At 37.5% G+C, this 16,509-nt stretch carries 10 protein-coding genes and 1 other RNA gene; 10 read left to right on the top strand and 1 reads right to left on the bottom strand.

Features of this window, described 5'->3' with window-relative positions:
* Positions 1–11: 11 nt before the first annotated feature.
* From bsdcttw_RS19480 to bsdcttw_RS19450, 7 genes are all read left to right on the top strand, one after another.
* A complete protein-coding gene (locus bsdcttw_RS19480) occupies positions 12–1,664 on the top strand; it encodes a nucleoside kinase (protein WP_185259885.1) in 1,653 nt (550 codons plus the stop codon).
* Positions 1,665–1,724: 60 nt separating this feature from the next.
* Positions 1,725–2,287: RNase P RNA component class A (gene rnpB / locus bsdcttw_RS19475), an RNA gene on the top strand.
* 128 nt (positions 2,288–2,415) lie between these two features.
* A complete protein-coding gene (locus bsdcttw_RS19470) occupies positions 2,416–3,117 on the top strand; it encodes a response regulator transcription factor (RefSeq protein WP_185256472.1) in 702 nt (233 codons plus the stop codon).
* The gene (locus bsdcttw_RS19465; RefSeq protein WP_185256471.1) at positions 3,107–4,300 is read left to right on the top strand and encodes a sensor histidine kinase; all 1,194 of its coding nucleotides are present in this window, start codon (positions 3,107–3,109) and stop codon (positions 4,298–4,300) included. The genes bsdcttw_RS19470 and bsdcttw_RS19465 overlap by 11 nt, the downstream gene beginning before the upstream one ends.
* A gap of 88 nt (positions 4,301–4,388) precedes the next feature.
* Positions 4,389–6,998, top strand: coding sequence for a hypothetical protein (locus tag bsdcttw_RS19460; protein ID WP_207726436.1), 2,610 nt, complete (start codon positions 4,389–4,391; stop codon positions 6,996–6,998).
* Positions 6,999–7,925: an ABC transporter ATP-binding protein gene (locus tag bsdcttw_RS19455; protein ID WP_185256469.1), complete on the top strand. Its 927-nt coding sequence runs from the start codon at positions 6,999–7,001 to the stop codon at positions 7,923–7,925. It begins immediately after the preceding gene.
* Entirely contained in the window at positions 7,925–8,830 is a 906-nt protein-coding gene (locus bsdcttw_RS19450; protein ID WP_185256468.1) for an ABC transporter permease, read from the top strand. The genes bsdcttw_RS19455 and bsdcttw_RS19450 overlap by 1 nt, the downstream gene beginning before the upstream one ends.
* A 106-nt stretch (positions 8,831–8,936) precedes the next feature.
* Here bsdcttw_RS19450 and bsdcttw_RS19445 read toward each other — a convergent pair whose 3' ends face one another.
* Positions 8,937–9,761, bottom strand: a complete 825-nt coding sequence (locus tag bsdcttw_RS19445) for a hypothetical protein (protein ID WP_225903711.1) — start codon at positions 9,759–9,761, stop codon at positions 8,937–8,939.
* A 732-nt stretch (positions 9,762–10,493) separates the two neighbouring features.
* On the opposite strand from bsdcttw_RS19445, the gene bsdcttw_RS25110 reads away from it, so the two are divergent.
* The 3 genes from bsdcttw_RS25110 (at position 10,494) to bsdcttw_RS19430 (ending at position 16,476) form a co-directional block, all read left to right on the top strand.
* Entirely contained in the window at positions 10,494–11,558 is a 1,065-nt protein-coding gene (locus tag bsdcttw_RS25110; protein WP_225903710.1) for a cell wall hydrolase, read from the top strand.
* A gap of 483 nt (positions 11,559–12,041) precedes the next feature.
* Positions 12,042–13,526, top strand: coding sequence for a threonine synthase (gene thrC, locus bsdcttw_RS19435; protein ID WP_185256466.1), 1,485 nt, complete (start codon positions 12,042–12,044; stop codon positions 13,524–13,526).
* Between the two features lie 592 nt (positions 13,527–14,118).
* On the top strand, positions 14,119–16,476 hold the full coding sequence (locus bsdcttw_RS19430; protein ID WP_185256465.1) for an Ig-like domain-containing protein: 2,358 nt from the start codon (positions 14,119–14,121) through the stop codon (positions 16,474–16,476).
* Positions 16,477–16,509: the final 33 nt, after the last annotated feature.

Here is a 16,509-nt window from a genome sequence, read left to right as displayed (position 1 = left end):
AGATGGAAGATATCGTAAAGGTTGAAATAGATGGTATAATAAAAGAATATCCAAAAGGCAAAAGTTTTCTTGAAATAAGCCGGGAATATACGCCAAAAGACGGCGGGGATTTTATATTGGCACTGGTTAATAATAAACTTCGGGAACTTACCAAAAAAGTTGAAAAGGACTGCAAGATACGCTTTGTCACTACTTCAGAAGATGCCGGTCATAAAACATACACCAGAGGCATGATTCTGGTATTTATGAAAGCAATCTACAGTATTGTAGGAAGAGAGAATATTACCAAGGTATCCGTTGAATATTCCCTGAAGGAAGGTATCTATTGTCAGCCTAATATGAAGGTGCCGGTTACAAAGGAACTGACAGATAAGATAAAAGCCAAGATGCAGGAATATGTGACAAAGGACCTTACTTTTGCTAAGAAAACCATAGGAACCGATGATGCTATTGAACTTTTTAAATCTTATGGTATGTACGATAAAGAGAAGCTTTTTCGCTACCGCCGCGTCTCTAAAACAAATATCTACAGCCTGGAGGGCTTTGAGGATTATTATTATGGCTATATGCCACCAAGCACCGGTATGCTGGCATGGTTTGACGTAATACCCAAAGAAGATGGGATCGTTCTTCTCTTGCCAGACGGAAAAACACCAAAAGAAATAAAGCCCTTTGAAGTGCCGGAGAAATTATATCATACTTTAAAGGAATCCAACATATGGGCTGAGACCATGGAGATCGATACGGTCGGAGCCTTGAATGAAGCAATTGTTGCAGGCAGAATGAATGAACTGATTCTGACCCAGGAAATGTTCCAGGAAATGAAAATCGGTGAAATTGCTGCTATGATAAAGGAATCCGGAAAGAAGCTTGTCATGATTGCAGGTCCCTCCTCTTCGGGTAAGACTACCTTTTCTCACCGGTTATCCATACAGCTTAAGACCCATGGTCTGACCCCCCATCCCATCGGAGTGGATAATTATTTCGTTGAGAGGGATTTGACCCCTCTGGATGAATATGGAAAGCCTAATTTTGAAGCGTTGGAAGCAATTGATACGGAAAGCTTTAATCGGGATATGACTGCCCTTTTAGCAGGAAAGACAGTAGAACTTCCGGTATTTAACTTTGTAACCGGACACCGGGAATATAAGGGGGATTTTCTGACCCTTGGGCCTAACGACATCCTTGTAATAGAAGGAATTCATGGCTTAAATGATAAACTTTCTTATAGTCTGCCAAAGGAAAGCAAGTTTAAAATCTATATCAGTGCCCTTACAGCGCTTAATATTGATGAGCATAATCGTATACCTACCACGGACTTAAGACTCTTACGGAGACTTGTGCGGGATGCCAGAACCAGAGGAGCAGATGGAGCAAAGACCATCGGCATGTGGCCTTCTGTCAGAAGAGGGGAGGAGGAGAACATATTCCCTTATCAGGAGGAAGCGGATGTGATGTTTAATTCAGCTTTGATTTATGAACTTTCTATCCTGAAATCCTATGCGGAGCCGGTTTTGTTTGGCGTCAGACGTGACCAGGAGGAATATATAGAAGCTAAGAGAATGCTCAAATTCCTGGATTATTTCCTGGGAGTAAACAGTGATGTAGTGCCAAAACATTCAATTTTAAAAGAATTTATCGGCGGCAGCTGTTTTAATGTGTAGGAAAATCTTTATTTGATAGCTCTTTACATTGTCTGCCTTTCGTGTTAGAATATCAATTCGTGAGTAGCACAGATGGTCGCGCCTATAAGCTGCCGAAAGGCCATAGGTGAGGAAAGTCCGAGCTTCATAGGGCAGAGTGCCGGATAACGTCCGGTGGAGGCGACTCTAAGGATAGTGCAATAGAAATATACCGCCAGGATTCTGGTAAGGGTGGAATGGTGGAGTAAGAGCCCACCGCCTGGATGGTAACATACAGGGCATATGTAAACCCCACTCGAAGCAAGACCGAATATTAAAGCTATACGGCGGCCCGTCGTGCTTTAGGGTAGGTCGCGGTTTATAGAGATGGGATTGTTACTGATGAGCTTACAAAGAAAAGGATATAGCTTTTTATTATTATAATACAATTTGGCGTCGTCTGGCTGAGCCTTGTATGTGAAGCGCAGCGTTATGAATAGGCGAAGGGAAAGCAGCCGAATGTATTATAATAATGAAAAGCTAACTGAATAATGGTGATAAGCTCATGAGTAACAATCCCATCTTTTAAACGAGCCACATGGTAACATGGGGCAAAGATAGATGACCATTTGATACAGAACTCGGCTTATAGTGCTGCTCATTTAGCTGGTGTAGAATAGTATAACTATTTTACACCGGCTTCTTTTACATTTAAGAAAAAAGTAAAGACTTTATGGTAAGAATTATGATAGAGTGAAGTAGGATAACATCTTTAGCGGAAAGGAATAATAAGATGGAGCAGACAAGTATATTAGTAGTAGACGATGACAGAGAAATTGCCGAATTGGTAGAAATACATTTAATCGGAGACGGTTATCAGGTTTTTAAAGCTTTTAATGCAAAGGAAGGCTTTGAGATCCTAAAGAGAGAAGATATCAAACTTATTATACTGGATATTATGATGCCCGGAACAGACGGGCTTAGTATGTGTAAAACCATTAGGGAAACCAGTACGATCCCTATTATTATGCTAAGTGCTAAATCTGCGGATTTGGATAAGATTATCGGTCTTGGCACCGGCGCAGATGATTATGTTATCAAGCCCTTTAATCCTCTAGAACTGACAGCCAGGGTTAAATCCCAGCTCAGAAGGTTTACAAAGTTTAATCCCAGCTCTCATGAGGACAGGCAGGATAAGGAAATAGCAGTTAACCACCTGGTAATCAATAAAGAAGATCACCGGGTCATAGCCTATGACAGAGAAGTAAAATTAACTCCCATTGAATTTGATATCTTGTACCTTCTTGCCAGCAATACGGGCAGAGTTTTCTCTACGGATGAGATTTTTGAAAGAGTCTGGAATGAGAAAATGTATGAGGCTAATAACACCGTAATGGTTCATATAAGAAGATTACGGGAAAAGATAGAGATGGATTCCAGAAATGCACAGATTATAAAAACAGTATGGGGAGTCGGATATAAAATTGAAAAATAGTATATTTAAAAGTTTTCGTTTTGAAATAGTCCTTTACAGCCTGCTTAGCCTTGTATATGCATTGCTTACGGAAGCAGTGATAACCTTTGGAATATATATCATCTACCATGTGGTAAATGGCAGCCCGAAGGTAAATAATACCCTTCCCCAGAATAGCAATCTGTTAAACCGGTTTCAGGAAAGCGGAAATGTACCTCCTAGCGGAAATGTCCATCTTCCAAGGCTGGAAGGTGGTCCAACCAGAGGAATGATAGTAATGGGTACTTTAATTGCTTTGGTTATAGGTATTATTTTATTTATGCTATACTTTCTTTTGCTTTCCAGAAAATTTGCTATTTATATTGAAAGAATCGCCAGCGGTATAACAGACATTTCCTCCGGAAACTTAAACACAAGGATTACCATTCATAATGATGATGAATTTGCTTTGATAGCGGACAAGATAAATCAGATGTGCGGGGATATTAAGCGGATTATTGAGAATGAGAGAAAGAGTGAGAATACAAAGAATCAGCTGATTACCAGTGTGGCTCATGACCTTAGAACTCCGTTAACCTCCATTATCGGCTACCTTGATCTGGTACAGGGGGAGAATAAGATTACATCCGAAGTAAAAAAGCATTATGTGGAAATAGCTTATGCCAAATCCAAGAGATTGGAAAAGCTGATTGAAGATTTATTTGCATACACGAAGTTTAGTTCCGGTGAGGTGGCTCTGGAATGCAGTGATATTGATATGGTAAAGTTTATAGAACAGCTTGCCGAAGAATTCTACCCAAGTTTTCAGGAAAACGGACTCCAATATGAGTTCACCACCAATAAGTCTTCCGCCTTAGCTTATGGTGACGGTAATTTACTGGCCAGAGCCTTTGCTAATCTGATAGATAATGCTATCAAGTATGGCAGAGATGGAAAAAGTGTTCAGATTGATATTCGAACAGATATAACTACTATTACCATAGCTGTTATTAATTATGGGAAGCTGATACCGGAAAAAGACCTGGATGCGATTTTTGAAAGGTTTTACCGTCTGGAGGAATCCCGTTCCAGTGAAACCGGAGGAACCGGTTTAGGTCTGGCAATTGTAAAAAATATCATTGAAATGCACGGAGGAAGTATCAAGGCCAGCAGCGATCATAATGGGACGGTATTTTCGGTCCAGCTGCCAAGGCGTGATGTATGATTCATGAAAAGCATAATTCACGCACAAGATTGTGTCGAAGTACTTTAAGGCAATATCTTGAAGAGTGTTGGAAAGGGCATTTGGTTGTATGAAGAAAATAACCATTCTTATATCAGTACTGTTACTTTGTATGGCATTTAGCTGGATATTTCCTGCCACTGTAAGAGCTGGGAACGATACACAGGGTAAAGTACTCACGGACAGAGAAGATAATCTTACACTTCAAGTAACTTATGGATATGATAATACTGTAAAATATGGGAGATACACAGAAGTTACAGGCATAATACAGAATAATGGGAAGAAAACATTTACTGGAACATTCCAATGTCTGATACCTAAGTCAAAGGATAATACCTTATACAAGGAAAGTATTCGTGTAAAGACAGGAGAAAGTATAAAAGTTTCTCTTGTTATACCAATCATCGATGATACCGGATTTCTTCAGGTGAAATTATTTAATAAGAATCAGAAAGAAGTAATAGAGCATAAGTTTCAATTGATTTTTGGAAATTATGACAAATCGGTTTATGCCGGGGTGTTAACGGATAAAAAAGAAGACCTTGAATACTTAAACAATCTGAATTTACGTCCAATATATCTTAATTCAGATACTCTTACAGATAATTTTCTTGGTATGGATTTACTGGATGTACTTATTATTAATAATTTTGATACCTCAAAGCTAAAGAAAGAGCAGCTTGAGGCAATTAAAGAGTGGGTTTATCAGGGGGGGACCCTGGTACTTACAGCCGGGAAATATGATACTGCTATCATGGCTGCCTTTGGAGAAGAATTTGGGGTATCCATTGGTAACAGCAGAAAAAGCGATAATATAAGCTTTCAGACAGAATTTAGTAATTTAAAAACATTAAAACAATATATTAATGACTATCAGAAAGCAAAAAAAATATTCTACCAGGACCTTTCGGAGAAAAATCAGAAAACTCTGACCAATAGTAATATTACGAATATCAACACAAATACAGGAAAACTCTACGGCTCCTATATTACGAAGGAATGGTCGGAAGAAGAAATAAATGCCCTAAAGACGGAAGTTATAAACAAAGAAGTGTCGGATATTGCATTGGAGAACGGAATCAGTCTGGTAAGGGAAAATCAGAAGGAGCTTATGCTTTGTGCCAAAGAAGGCAATGGAAAGGTAGAACTGGTCGCATTTGATATTGCCTTGGAAAAAGATCACAAATCGATAGCTGTTTCCCTGATTAAGCAGATTGCGGATAATATCAGCGAGGGAAAGAAAAACCAACTGAATAATGAATATTACGGCTGGTATTTATCAGATGGCATGATGAACAATATTGCTTCGAAAGAAGCTAAGAAAGTACCGGCTACCTATAAATACGTTATTATCATTGGAATATATCTTTTGGCTTCCGGCCCGGTGACCTACCTGTGCCTGAAAAGAAAGAAGAAACAAGGCTATGGCCTGCTGTCAGTAACTGTTCTCTCAGTATTGTTTACAATGATAATGATTCTAACCGGGATGGATACAAGGATTACAAAACCCTATGCTGAGTACTTGCGGATTAAGGATTATACACAAACCGGAATGGATCGGGTAGATTTATCTTTTACGATGCCAAGTAATTACGACTATACCTTAAATCTTACGAAAAGATTTCCTCTTGTGGAGATGAGTGATGCCAATCCCTTTACGAAAGATATAACAACAGCACATAGTTATATTAATTATGGTAATTCAAATAAAACAATAGCATATAATAGCTCCGGAGTAACCTTACAAGTTACGGATAATACTGCCTTCTCTCCTGTTTACTTTCAGGGTAATTTTAAAACAGAGAAGCAGGAGGGAAACTTTTCCGGCAGTCTTAGTCATACCGGAAGCAGTGTAAGCGGTACGATACGGAATGAATTTAACTTTGATATTACTCATGCAATTTTACTCTGTGATGAACATCTTATAGATATCGGTGAGATTAAAAGCGGTCAGGTAATAACTTTAAATAATACCAATGACAATTATATAAATTCCATTGATGATCTTTATAATGATAAATTGATCAAAGAGCTGACAGCATTACCGGAAGAGGGAAAAGACCGTAATGAGAATGCAAGGCTGAATCAACTTTTTATTACGATGATAGAAAATAACTATTCACAAGGAGAGTTTGATAATTGTATTATCGGCTTTCAGAATAATGATACTTTCTCAAGTACCGGTGATGGAGATGAGTTTATCTCACAGGTTGCATCTCTAATGCAGACAAAGGGTATTGAAATAGTTAAGATCCCGGTTAAAGTGGATAATAAGCTGGATAATGAAGAATTTGTATCCAGTATAGACCCTTATATTCAATTGGATGGCAGTAATATGGGAACTTACTATACCAGCCGTTACATGTCTAACGATAGTGTGCTATTGACCTATCAGTTTCCTGCAGGGGATAAAATTAAGAATTTTACCGTCCTAAAGGATCAGAATTCAAAGAGTAATAATAAATATGTCCAGAATTTTAATGGGACGGTATACTTCCTGAATGTCGATACAGGTAAATATGAAGAGGTCTTTACGGATAATTATGATATGAAAATAAATGCAGCCAAGTATTTAACAGAGAATAACTCCTTGACTGTGCGCTATCGCCAGGATTCTGCCATTCAGAATTATCAGGTGATTCTCCCTCATATATCCTATTGGAAGGAGGCTAATTAAGTGCTGACCATCAATAAACTGACAAAGAAGTTTGGTAAGTTTCTAGCTCTTGATAATCTTGACCTTACCATTCGTGAACAAGAAATATATGGATTTGTAGGACCAAACGGAGCAGGAAAGACTACAACTATGAAAATCTGTGCCGGGCTTATCAAAGCAGACTCCGGAGAGGTTTTCATTGACGGTATTGATGCCCTTAAGAATAACAAGGAGCTTAAGAAGAAGATAGGATACATGCCGGATTTCTTTGGGGTATATGATAATTTGAAGGCAATAGAATATATGGAATTCTATGCTTCCATCTATGGATTAAACGGAAAAGAAGCCAAAACGATGTGTATGGAGCTATTAGAGTTAGTACAGCTGGCAGAGCATTATGATGATTATGTAGATAGCATGTCAAGAGGAATGAAACAAAGGTTATGTCTTGCCAGGTGTCTGGTACATAATCCAAAGCTCTTAATTCTTGACGAACCGGCCTCCGGTCTTGATCCAAGAGCGAGAGTTGTTATGAAGGATATATTAAAAAGACTTAGCAGTGAAGGAAAGACCATACTGATAAGTTCACATATTCTGCCGGAGCTGGCGCAGGTCTGCACCCATGCGGGTATTATTGAAAGCGGCAGACTGGTTATGTCAGGCTCCATAGAGGAGATTACCTCCGCCAGAGGAAATGCCAGACCCATCGTACTTAAGATGGTGGATAATCAGGAAATCACGATACAGGTTATCAAAGAAAATCCCTATACCAGAAAAATCACAATACTGGATAATACAGTTACTCTTTTATTTTCCGGTAATGAAGAACAAGAGGCAACTCTTTTAAGCTCAATTATACAAGGCGGCGGAGTTATATCCTCCTTCTCAAGAGAAGAGAGCAGCCTGGAGAGCCTATTTTTACAAATTACCCATGAGGAGGAAAAGTAATGCTTCGATTGAACCCTGTATATCAGAAAGACCTTCGGACAACGGCCAGAAGCTTAAGGACATATATCATTATATTTGCCTTTAACAGCCTTCTCTCTCTCTTTGGATTATTTGCCCTATATTTTACCTTTGAATACCAGCAGAGTCTCGGAAACAGCGTGCAGTATTCTGCTATCCTGGAGATATATTCTGTTATAACCGGTGTTGAATTCTTTCTTCTGCTTTTGGTGGTACCGGCAGTTACGGCAGGTGCCATCTCTGGAGAAAAAGAAAGACAGACCCTTGAAATTCTTCTAACTACAAAAATGAGTCCGGGTTCAATTATTAGAGGAAAATTATTAGCGTCTATCAGCACGATGCTTCTCTTAGCCTTTTCAAGTCTTCCAGTGATTGCACTGGTATTTTCTATTGGTGGTATTACGCTGAGAGATCTGGGCGGTTTTTTGTTGTTGATTCTGGAAACAGCTGTTTATCTTGGAAGCATCGGAATTTTCTTTTCGGCTTTATTAAAGAAATCAACCTCAGCAACAGTAGCTGTTTATGGAATCGTATTGTTGCTATGCCTTGGAACATTTGGTGCGGTATTTGGCATCCATTTTTTAACCCAGATACATTTAAATCATTTAGTCACAGATGGGACGACACCTATGCAGGCGGATATCGGAAACTGGATGCTGCTTTTATTAGGGAATCCTATTGCAACTTATCTGTCCGTACTAAAAGGGCAGACAGGCACCGGAAGGTCTCTGGCAGAAATATATGGAAAGTATGGTAATCTCTCTGCTGTATGGAATGATAATTGGTTTCTGATAAGCATGATTCTTCAGATTGTAATTGCAGTACTATTGCTATTTTGGTCAGCAGCTCTTTTGAATCCCTTAAAAAAACAGCCATCGGTTTCGTAAGGTGCAAAACCGGTGGCAATTTTTTGGAATATGAAAATGGAAGAAGAATAATATGGATTTATTATAACATATAAAATGAAAAAAAGTAATATTTTTTTGAATTTTTTTAGAATTCTTTATTTAAGCCATTAATATTTAAATTATCAGCAAATTTTCTTAAATTCTTTGAAATTCTCAGATTATGATAAAGCTTGGCATATTCGATTTCATCCATGTCACTAATGTAATTAACGGGGAAATTCTTTTTGCAGCCGTTTCTTTTTAGCATGTCAGCAGCTTTGTTATAAGCGATGGCAGCTTCCTTCTCGCTGGAATAGCGTCCAATCAGATATTCCCCTTCGATATGAATCTTGGCAGTATAGCAAAGAAGGGATTTATGCTTGCTGTAAAATACCCCATGATAATGGTTTATCACTTCTATGTTACTGTAACGTAAATCATGTTCATTTCCATTAATGAAACAGTAGTCTTTACCGGCAACGGCATAGTTCTTAATACCATAACGGGAGAGGATATTTACCTGCATGCCGTAATCGGAGACAAACAGGTGCCCGCCTCTCATCATAATTTTGTGATGCCCATAATAAAATAAGTCATCCGTATCGAATAGAAAAAAGGTATCTCTACTTATATAATATAAGAAGTAATTCGTTCTTAAATAGATAGGATTCTTAATATATATCCCATTATCTCTGAAATTCATCAAAATAACCCACTTTTCAAAATCAAGGCCGAAATTTTCCGAATAATCTATCAGATTATATTTATTCTCTCTGATTACCAACAAAGCGGTTTCATAAGCCTGGTTTCCCTGCTTTGCGCTATTGAAGCTGCCGAGACTGATATGCTTATTGCGGTAAGTGATACCGGCACGGTAATAACATTCACCATTTTTCTTGTATGCTATTGTAACACCCGGATACTGCGGCAAACTCCTCACCTCTTTCGTTTTCGTCATACTTCTCGGATTCTATTTTATATCGTCATACTTCTCGAATTCTATTTTATATCGTCATACTTCTCGGATTCTATTTTATATCGTCCTATTTCTTGGATTCTATTTTATAGGAAATTACATAAAAATTGCAAGGTATTTTTAAAAGGACATGTTCTATTTACATAGAAAGTGAATTAAAGTATTATGCTGAAGGGAATCTCAGAAAAGTGGTTGTTTAAAGGAAAGTAAGCAGATAACTTTATGTTTTACAATATTACATAAATGTTAAGCGAATTAATAGAAATGTAACAATATTTATCTAGCTAAAGCGCTAAAATACTATGCTTTTCTAATGATATTGGTAAAAAAATATAGCAAGTATGTATAAATCTCCAAAAATGGTTCAAAATATTTAATAACTCCTTAACATTTAGTTAAAAATTGTTTGTTTGTTATGAACAAAAAATGGAAGTTAAAAGCAGTCAGTAATTATGCATAAAGCTATGAGCTGGGAAAAAAAGTTAAAATTATTTATCGTTTCTTCCAAAGTTTGCATTGAGTTATTGACAGCAAAAAGCGAAATGATATAATGCATGAGAAGCTTTTAAGAGAGACGATGCCTGTGATTCTTTTAAAAGTTTTCTAGTCTACAGACAATTATAGCAATAGAATAACAAAGGCGATATTTTATTGCGGTAATATCTAGAAAGAAAAGAGGATGTATATATGCTAAAAATACACTCGTTTCTTCAAAGGGCTTTAAAGCCGGTAAAAGCTGTTATACCAGTTGCCGGTAAGAATATGTCAGGAATTACAGCAGCTGTTTTATTTGCGACAGCAGCTATCTTCCTAATCTTAAGCCCGGATGCTATTTATAATCAAACCTCCTTACAGGAAGCTCCTGTTTATACCTCAGGAAATACGGAGACGTATGAGAATAAGATAGCGGAAGAAACAGCGATAGAAGCGATTGTGAGATGGAATCCGGAGAATAGTCAGGGTAAAATCACACAGGTTGCTTTAACAGCTCCTTATATTCCCTTCAAACTAAGTAATGGAACGGTAACCGCTACGAACGATTGGATAGTAACAGCAGATGAAATGTTTATAACAGAGGCAAAGTCAATATTTGAAAATAGTCTGACATTAAAAAAGATACAAGCAGAAAAACAAACAGCAATGAGCTTGACAGCAAGCGAACTCAAAACAGACAGCGAGACAAAAGCAGTACAGGCAACTGCAGATAGTAAGGTTGATAGTAGTTCAACCAAAGAAAAAAGTAAAATCACAGTACAAGAGAAAGTTTCGAAAGAAGTCGCCACAAAAAAGACAGCCTCAAATGAAGTAAAAAAGACAGTAAAAAAAGTAGCGAAAAATACCGTAAAAAAGACAGTGAACAAAGTAAAGCTTAGTAGTGAGGACATAGAAGTTCTTCAAAGAATCGTAGAAGCTGAAGCAACCGGAGAAAACGTGAAGGGTAAGATACTGGTTGCAAATGTCATTCTTAACAGAGTGAAGAATAAGGATTTTCCTGATTCGGTAAAAGCGGTTGTATTCCAGAAAGATGGAAGTACTTATCAATTTTCTCCGATAAAGGATGGAAGATATTATTCCGTCAGAGTATCGAAGAGTACCAAAGACGCAATCAAGCGAGTGCTTGAAGGAGAAGATTACTCCAATGGCGCGTTATATTTTTCAGCAAGAATAAGAGCAGACAAAAGCAGCATGAGCTGGTTTGACCGTCATCTTAAGTTCTTGTTCAAATATGGCGGACACGAGTTCTTTAAGTAAGACCAGGAGTGAAAAGGATGCAGAAGGATATGTGATACATTATCCTTCTGCATCTTTTTTATTGCATTTCACTTTAGTAAGGTATTGTGGAAAGGTAAGAAACATGTTATAATACAACGCAAATCAGTAAGACTGATTATCATATGTGTTAATAGAAGACTATTTAACACGAAGGTATATATCAGAGCTGATTATGTAATGTGCAAAAGATGATGGGAATAGAATTAGCAAAAGAATAGTAACGAAAAAATAGTAATAACAAAAGAATAGTAATGAAAAAAATAGTAATAACAAAAGAATAGTAATGACGAAAGAATACTAATGCTAAAGAATACTAGGTATATATCATTCAAAAGATATCATAGAGACCTTTAAATTTTCGATATATAGCGATTTAGATTCAAGTTAATTGAAAATAAATTTATCATAAACATAATTAAAAAATATCAAATTACAAGTTTGATACTTACGGAAGGAGTTATTATGAATCTTTTATATCAAAGCACCCGCAGTAAAGCAGCACCTATAACAGCATCCCAGGCGATATTAAAAGGACTGGCTGAAGACGGAGGACTTTATGTTCCGGAAAGTATACCAAGTCTCACCACTAGCTTAAAGGAGTTAAGTTCGCTTACTTACCAGCAGACGGCATATGAGGTAATGAAGCTGTATTTTACAGATTTTACGGAGGCAGAACTAAAGAACTGCATCAACAATGCTTACGACGGGAAATTTGATAATGAAGAAATCGCTCCTCTAAAAGAAGCTGATGGGCTCTATTACCTTGAATTGTTTCATGGGTCGACTATAGCCTTTAAGGATATGGCTTTATCCATTCTGCCACACCTGTTGACTACGGCAGCTAGAAAAAATAATGTCACCGATGAGATCGTCATTCTTACCGCAACCTCCGGTGATACCGGAAAAGCTGCTCTTGCAGGCTTTGCGGAGGTAGAAGGAACTAAGATTATCGTATTCTACCCAAAGGATGGTGTCAGCCCTATCCAGGAAAAGCAGATGGTGACTCAAAAAGGCGACAACACCTATGTAATTGGAATTGATGGCAACTTTGATGATGCACAAAATGGTGTCAAAGCAATGTTTAATAATAGAAAACTGGCAGAGGACTTAAAAGCGAAAGGCTATGTGTTTTCCTCAGCAAACTCCATCAATATCGGCCGTTTGGTGCCGCAGATTGCTTATTATGTCTATGCATATGGTAAAATGCTTCGTACAGGTGTCATTTCTGATGGAGAGAAGATTAATGTAGCTGTCCCTACCGGCAACTTCGGAAATATCCTGGCAGCTTATTATGCCAAGCAGATGGGAATACCAATTGATAAACTTATCTGTGCTTCTAATGAGAATAAAGTACTCTTTGATTTCCTAGAGACAGGTATCTACAATAGAAAGAGGGATTTTATCCTGACCTCTTCCCCTTCCATGGACATCCTAATCTCCAGTAACCTGGAGAGACTACTGTACTTAACCTCCGGAAAAGACAGTGATAAGACCCTTTCACTGATGAATTCTCTCAGCGAGGAAGGGGAATATGAGATTACAAAAGAAATGAAAGAAAATATGTCCGGAGTCTTAGGCGGTTATGCAAGCGAAAGCCAGACGGCTGAAACGATAAAAGAAGTCTACGAGAAGACAGGCTATGTAATAGATACTCATACAGCAGTTGGTGTATCCGTTTACAACCGATATAGACAAATAAATCAGGATAATAATAAAACTGTGATAGCTTCTACAGCAAGCCCCTACAAATTCACCCGAAGTGTGATGGAAGCCATCGATCCTAAGTATGGCAGCCTGGAAGACTTTGAACTGGTAGATGAATTAAGCAGAATATCAAAGGTAGCTGTTCCGGCTGCCATTGAAGAAATTCGAAGTGCGAAAGTTCTTCATGAGAGAGTTTGCAAAAAGGATGAAATGCAGAAAGTAGTAGAAGAGATACTAAAATAAATATAATAACTTAAAGCGGAAACGAATTTACTTAGGTTTCATACCAGGTGTGTTCAGGGAATGTAAAATTGGTTCTAACATGTGACAATGTTAATAAGATATCAGAGGAAAGCTGCAATTAACCTAACAGTATTGCAGCTTTTTCTTTGCAATTGTGTCTAAAAGTAATTGAAATGCCTTTAAAAAAAGCTGATTGTGACAAAAGCATGACATAAAAATGACATAAAGAAAGTGCATTATATACCTAGAGTTCAGGAACAGCAAAGCTTTGAAAAAAGTTTTCTCTCCTCAACCAAATGTAATCATCCATAAAGGTATAACAAGAAATGGTAAGTAGTAAAAAGTTTGAATTGGGAGAAAAATCCATATTATTGACGGGTCAGCTTAGCTGATAAAGCTCTCTGAATATGTCAAAAATAAGGCAAAACCTCAGTTTTTATGCTTATTTTACAGTACTGCCAAGCAGTAAAATTATAGATAAAAGGACTTGACCTTTTAACTGATTATTGCTATAATCTACTTGTTATTGGAATGATTATATTGAAAAATATAATACCAAACCAAACCTATATTTTAAGGAGGAAGAAAGAATATGAAGAAAAATTTCTTTAAAAAGAAATTAGCTTCTGCTCTTGCTCTTGCGTTAGTAGTAGCAAGCGTTAGCCCTGTAAGTGCTTCCGCTGCAACAGCTGCTAAAATCGTAGACAAGGGTACAAGCACAGCAACAGCGGTTCTTTATGTTGATAAGGTTTCTTATGGCAAGAGTGCTGTAAACTTTGACCTTAGCAAGACATACGCTGGAACAACATACACCTGGACAGTAAGCGATAGCAAAAAAGCTACTATCGGTGCTAAGACAGGATACGTGGTAGCTAAAGCTCCCGGCGTTGTAAAAGTAACAGTTACAGCAAAGAAGGGCAAAACAACCACTAAATTTACACAGAGCGTTACAATCAGAAAACGTGCAACAGCTGTTGCAGCTGGTGATGATTTCACTCTGAATGCAGGTGAGACAAAGAGCTTAAAGGCTACTTTAACACCTTCAACTTCTACCGATGCTGTAAAATATGTTTCTGATAAAGAAGCAGTTGCTACAGTAGATGCTAAGACTGGTGTAGTTACAGCGGTTGGAGCTGGTGAAGCAACAATTACTGTTTATGCAAAAGCTACATCTTCAGCACCTGATACAAGCAAATGGAACGTAACAGATACTGTTAAAGTTAAGGTTGCTCTTGGAGTTAAAGAAGCTAAGCAGACAGCATCTAACAAGATGTTATTAACTTTCAATGGTAATGCAAAAGATGCAGTTAAAGCTACAGATTTTGCTATTGAAAGCACAACCACTCATCAGGTTCAGGCAGTTAAAGGCTTAACATTTTCTGAGGATGGAACAACAGCTACATTAGAAACATACTTAAACTTTGCTGATGCTACTGAATATGTATTAACATTTGCAAAAAAAGAAATCAAGTTTGTTGCTAGCGTTGGCGCTGTAGATAAAATTGCAATTAAGACAACTACAGTAGCTCCTGGTAAAGAAACCGCTGTTGAATATACTGTTTTAGATAAAAACGGTATTGACATCACAAACACTGTAGATGCAAGCAGAATTTCTTATGCATTTGAAACTACTAATGGTTATGCAGTAGCTGGCACTAACAAGATTACATTATTCAATGCTGGCGATACAGCAACTGTTACAATCACATATCATACCTACAAGTATGAGAATGGTGCAGAAGTAACTGTATTTGCTAAAGGTGTTGTAACCGCTGTTGATCCTGCTGCAGTTACAATCGGCAACTACGAGAAGTATACTATTGCTGCAAGTGCACCTAGCGATTGGACTAAAGTTACAGCTGATACAAAGGTTGCTATTGGCGATAATAAGAAGATCTTCTTAAGAGTTAAAGATTCTACTAACAATTATATTGCGCAGAGCAATATCACATATACATCTTCTAACAAAGATGTGCTCTTAGTAGATACTGATGGAACATTATACCCTGTTAAAGAAGGAACTGTATATATTATTGCTACAACTGGAAAATCCAGCTGGACACTTCCTGTAACTGTTGTTGCTGCTAGAAAAGCTTCTACAATTGCTGTAGATAAGCCTACTGCAACTGTATCCAACACACTTAATGTAGTTGACAAAGCAACATTTACTGTTACAGTAAAAGATCAGTATGGAGATAGCTTTAACTCAAATGTTTCTGATGCTAAAGTTATTCCTTTAACAGTTGTTAGCGGACCTGCTGTAACATTCAGCGGCGATAAGGTTTATGTAACTGCTCAGCATGCTACTAAAGGTTCTTACTCTGTATTAATTACTGCACAGGGATTAAGCTTAACAGTTGGTACAACTGTAATTGAACCTTCTGGTGCAGCAGCTGTTAGTCAGTTATTATTATCAACAAACAAAATTGATAATGTAATTAAAGATGGAACTTCTTTAGCTGATAAAAATGTTGAAGTTAAGATTGGTCAGTTCAGTGGTGGAGTACTTGATGGATATGCTACTCCTTCATCAGTAAGCATCTATGATACAAACAATACTTTATACACAGCTACTATAAGTGGCGGTTCCTATGTATTCAATACAGCATATGTATCTGGTGGTGCAATTGAAAAAGTTGCTAAGGGTACTTACAAAGTAGTTGCTGTTTATGGTGGAGCAACATTTACATCATTCTTCACCGTTGATGACACTCAGGTAGCTCCTTCTTTAGCTATCAACACATTATCTGTTTCTACTCTTGATCTTGCTGGTGTTGCAGCAGCTGTTACAATCAAGGATGCTAATGGAAATCCTGTTGTTATCGAGAGCGGACATTATACAGTAGTTGGTAATTCAATAAATGTTAAAGATATAGTAGTAAAAGAAACTGTTACAGCTGGAACTGTAATTCGTGTAGTAGTTCCTGTTGATAGAACTTTTTCTAAGTAATAATTACTAAAAAAAGAAACCCTTGAAATATAG

Origin of the sequence: Anaerocolumna chitinilytica (assembly GCF_014218355.1) — a bacterium.
In the GTDB taxonomy this organism is placed as follows: domain Bacteria; phylum Bacillota; class Clostridia; order Lachnospirales; family Lachnospiraceae; genus Anaerocolumna; species Anaerocolumna chitinilytica.
The sequence above is the reverse complement of the archived record's forward strand: the minus strand, read 5'-3'. Positions and strand labels throughout refer to the sequence as shown.

Bases quoted from the DNA above. Each gene is read 5' to 3' on its own strand.
- bsdcttw_RS19470 (WP_185256472.1), top strand. From the start codon at position 2,416: ATGGAGCAGACAAGTATATTAGTAGTAGACGATGACAGAGAAATTGCC.
- bsdcttw_RS19460 (WP_207726436.1), top strand. From the start codon at position 4,389: ATGAAGAAAATAACCATTCTTATATCAGTACTGTTACTTTGTATGGCA.
- bsdcttw_RS19450 (WP_185256468.1), top strand. From the start codon at position 7,925: ATGCTTCGATTGAACCCTGTATATCAGAAAGACCTTCGGACAACGGCC.
- bsdcttw_RS25110 (WP_225903710.1), top strand. From the start codon at position 10,494: ATGCTAAAAATACACTCGTTTCTTCAAAGGGCTTTAAAGCCGGTAAAA.
- thrC (WP_185256466.1), top strand. From the start codon at position 12,042: ATGAATCTTTTATATCAAAGCACCCGCAGTAAAGCAGCACCTATAACA.
- bsdcttw_RS19430 (WP_185256465.1), top strand. From the start codon at position 14,119: ATGAAGAAAAATTTCTTTAAAAAGAAATTAGCTTCTGCTCTTGCTCTT.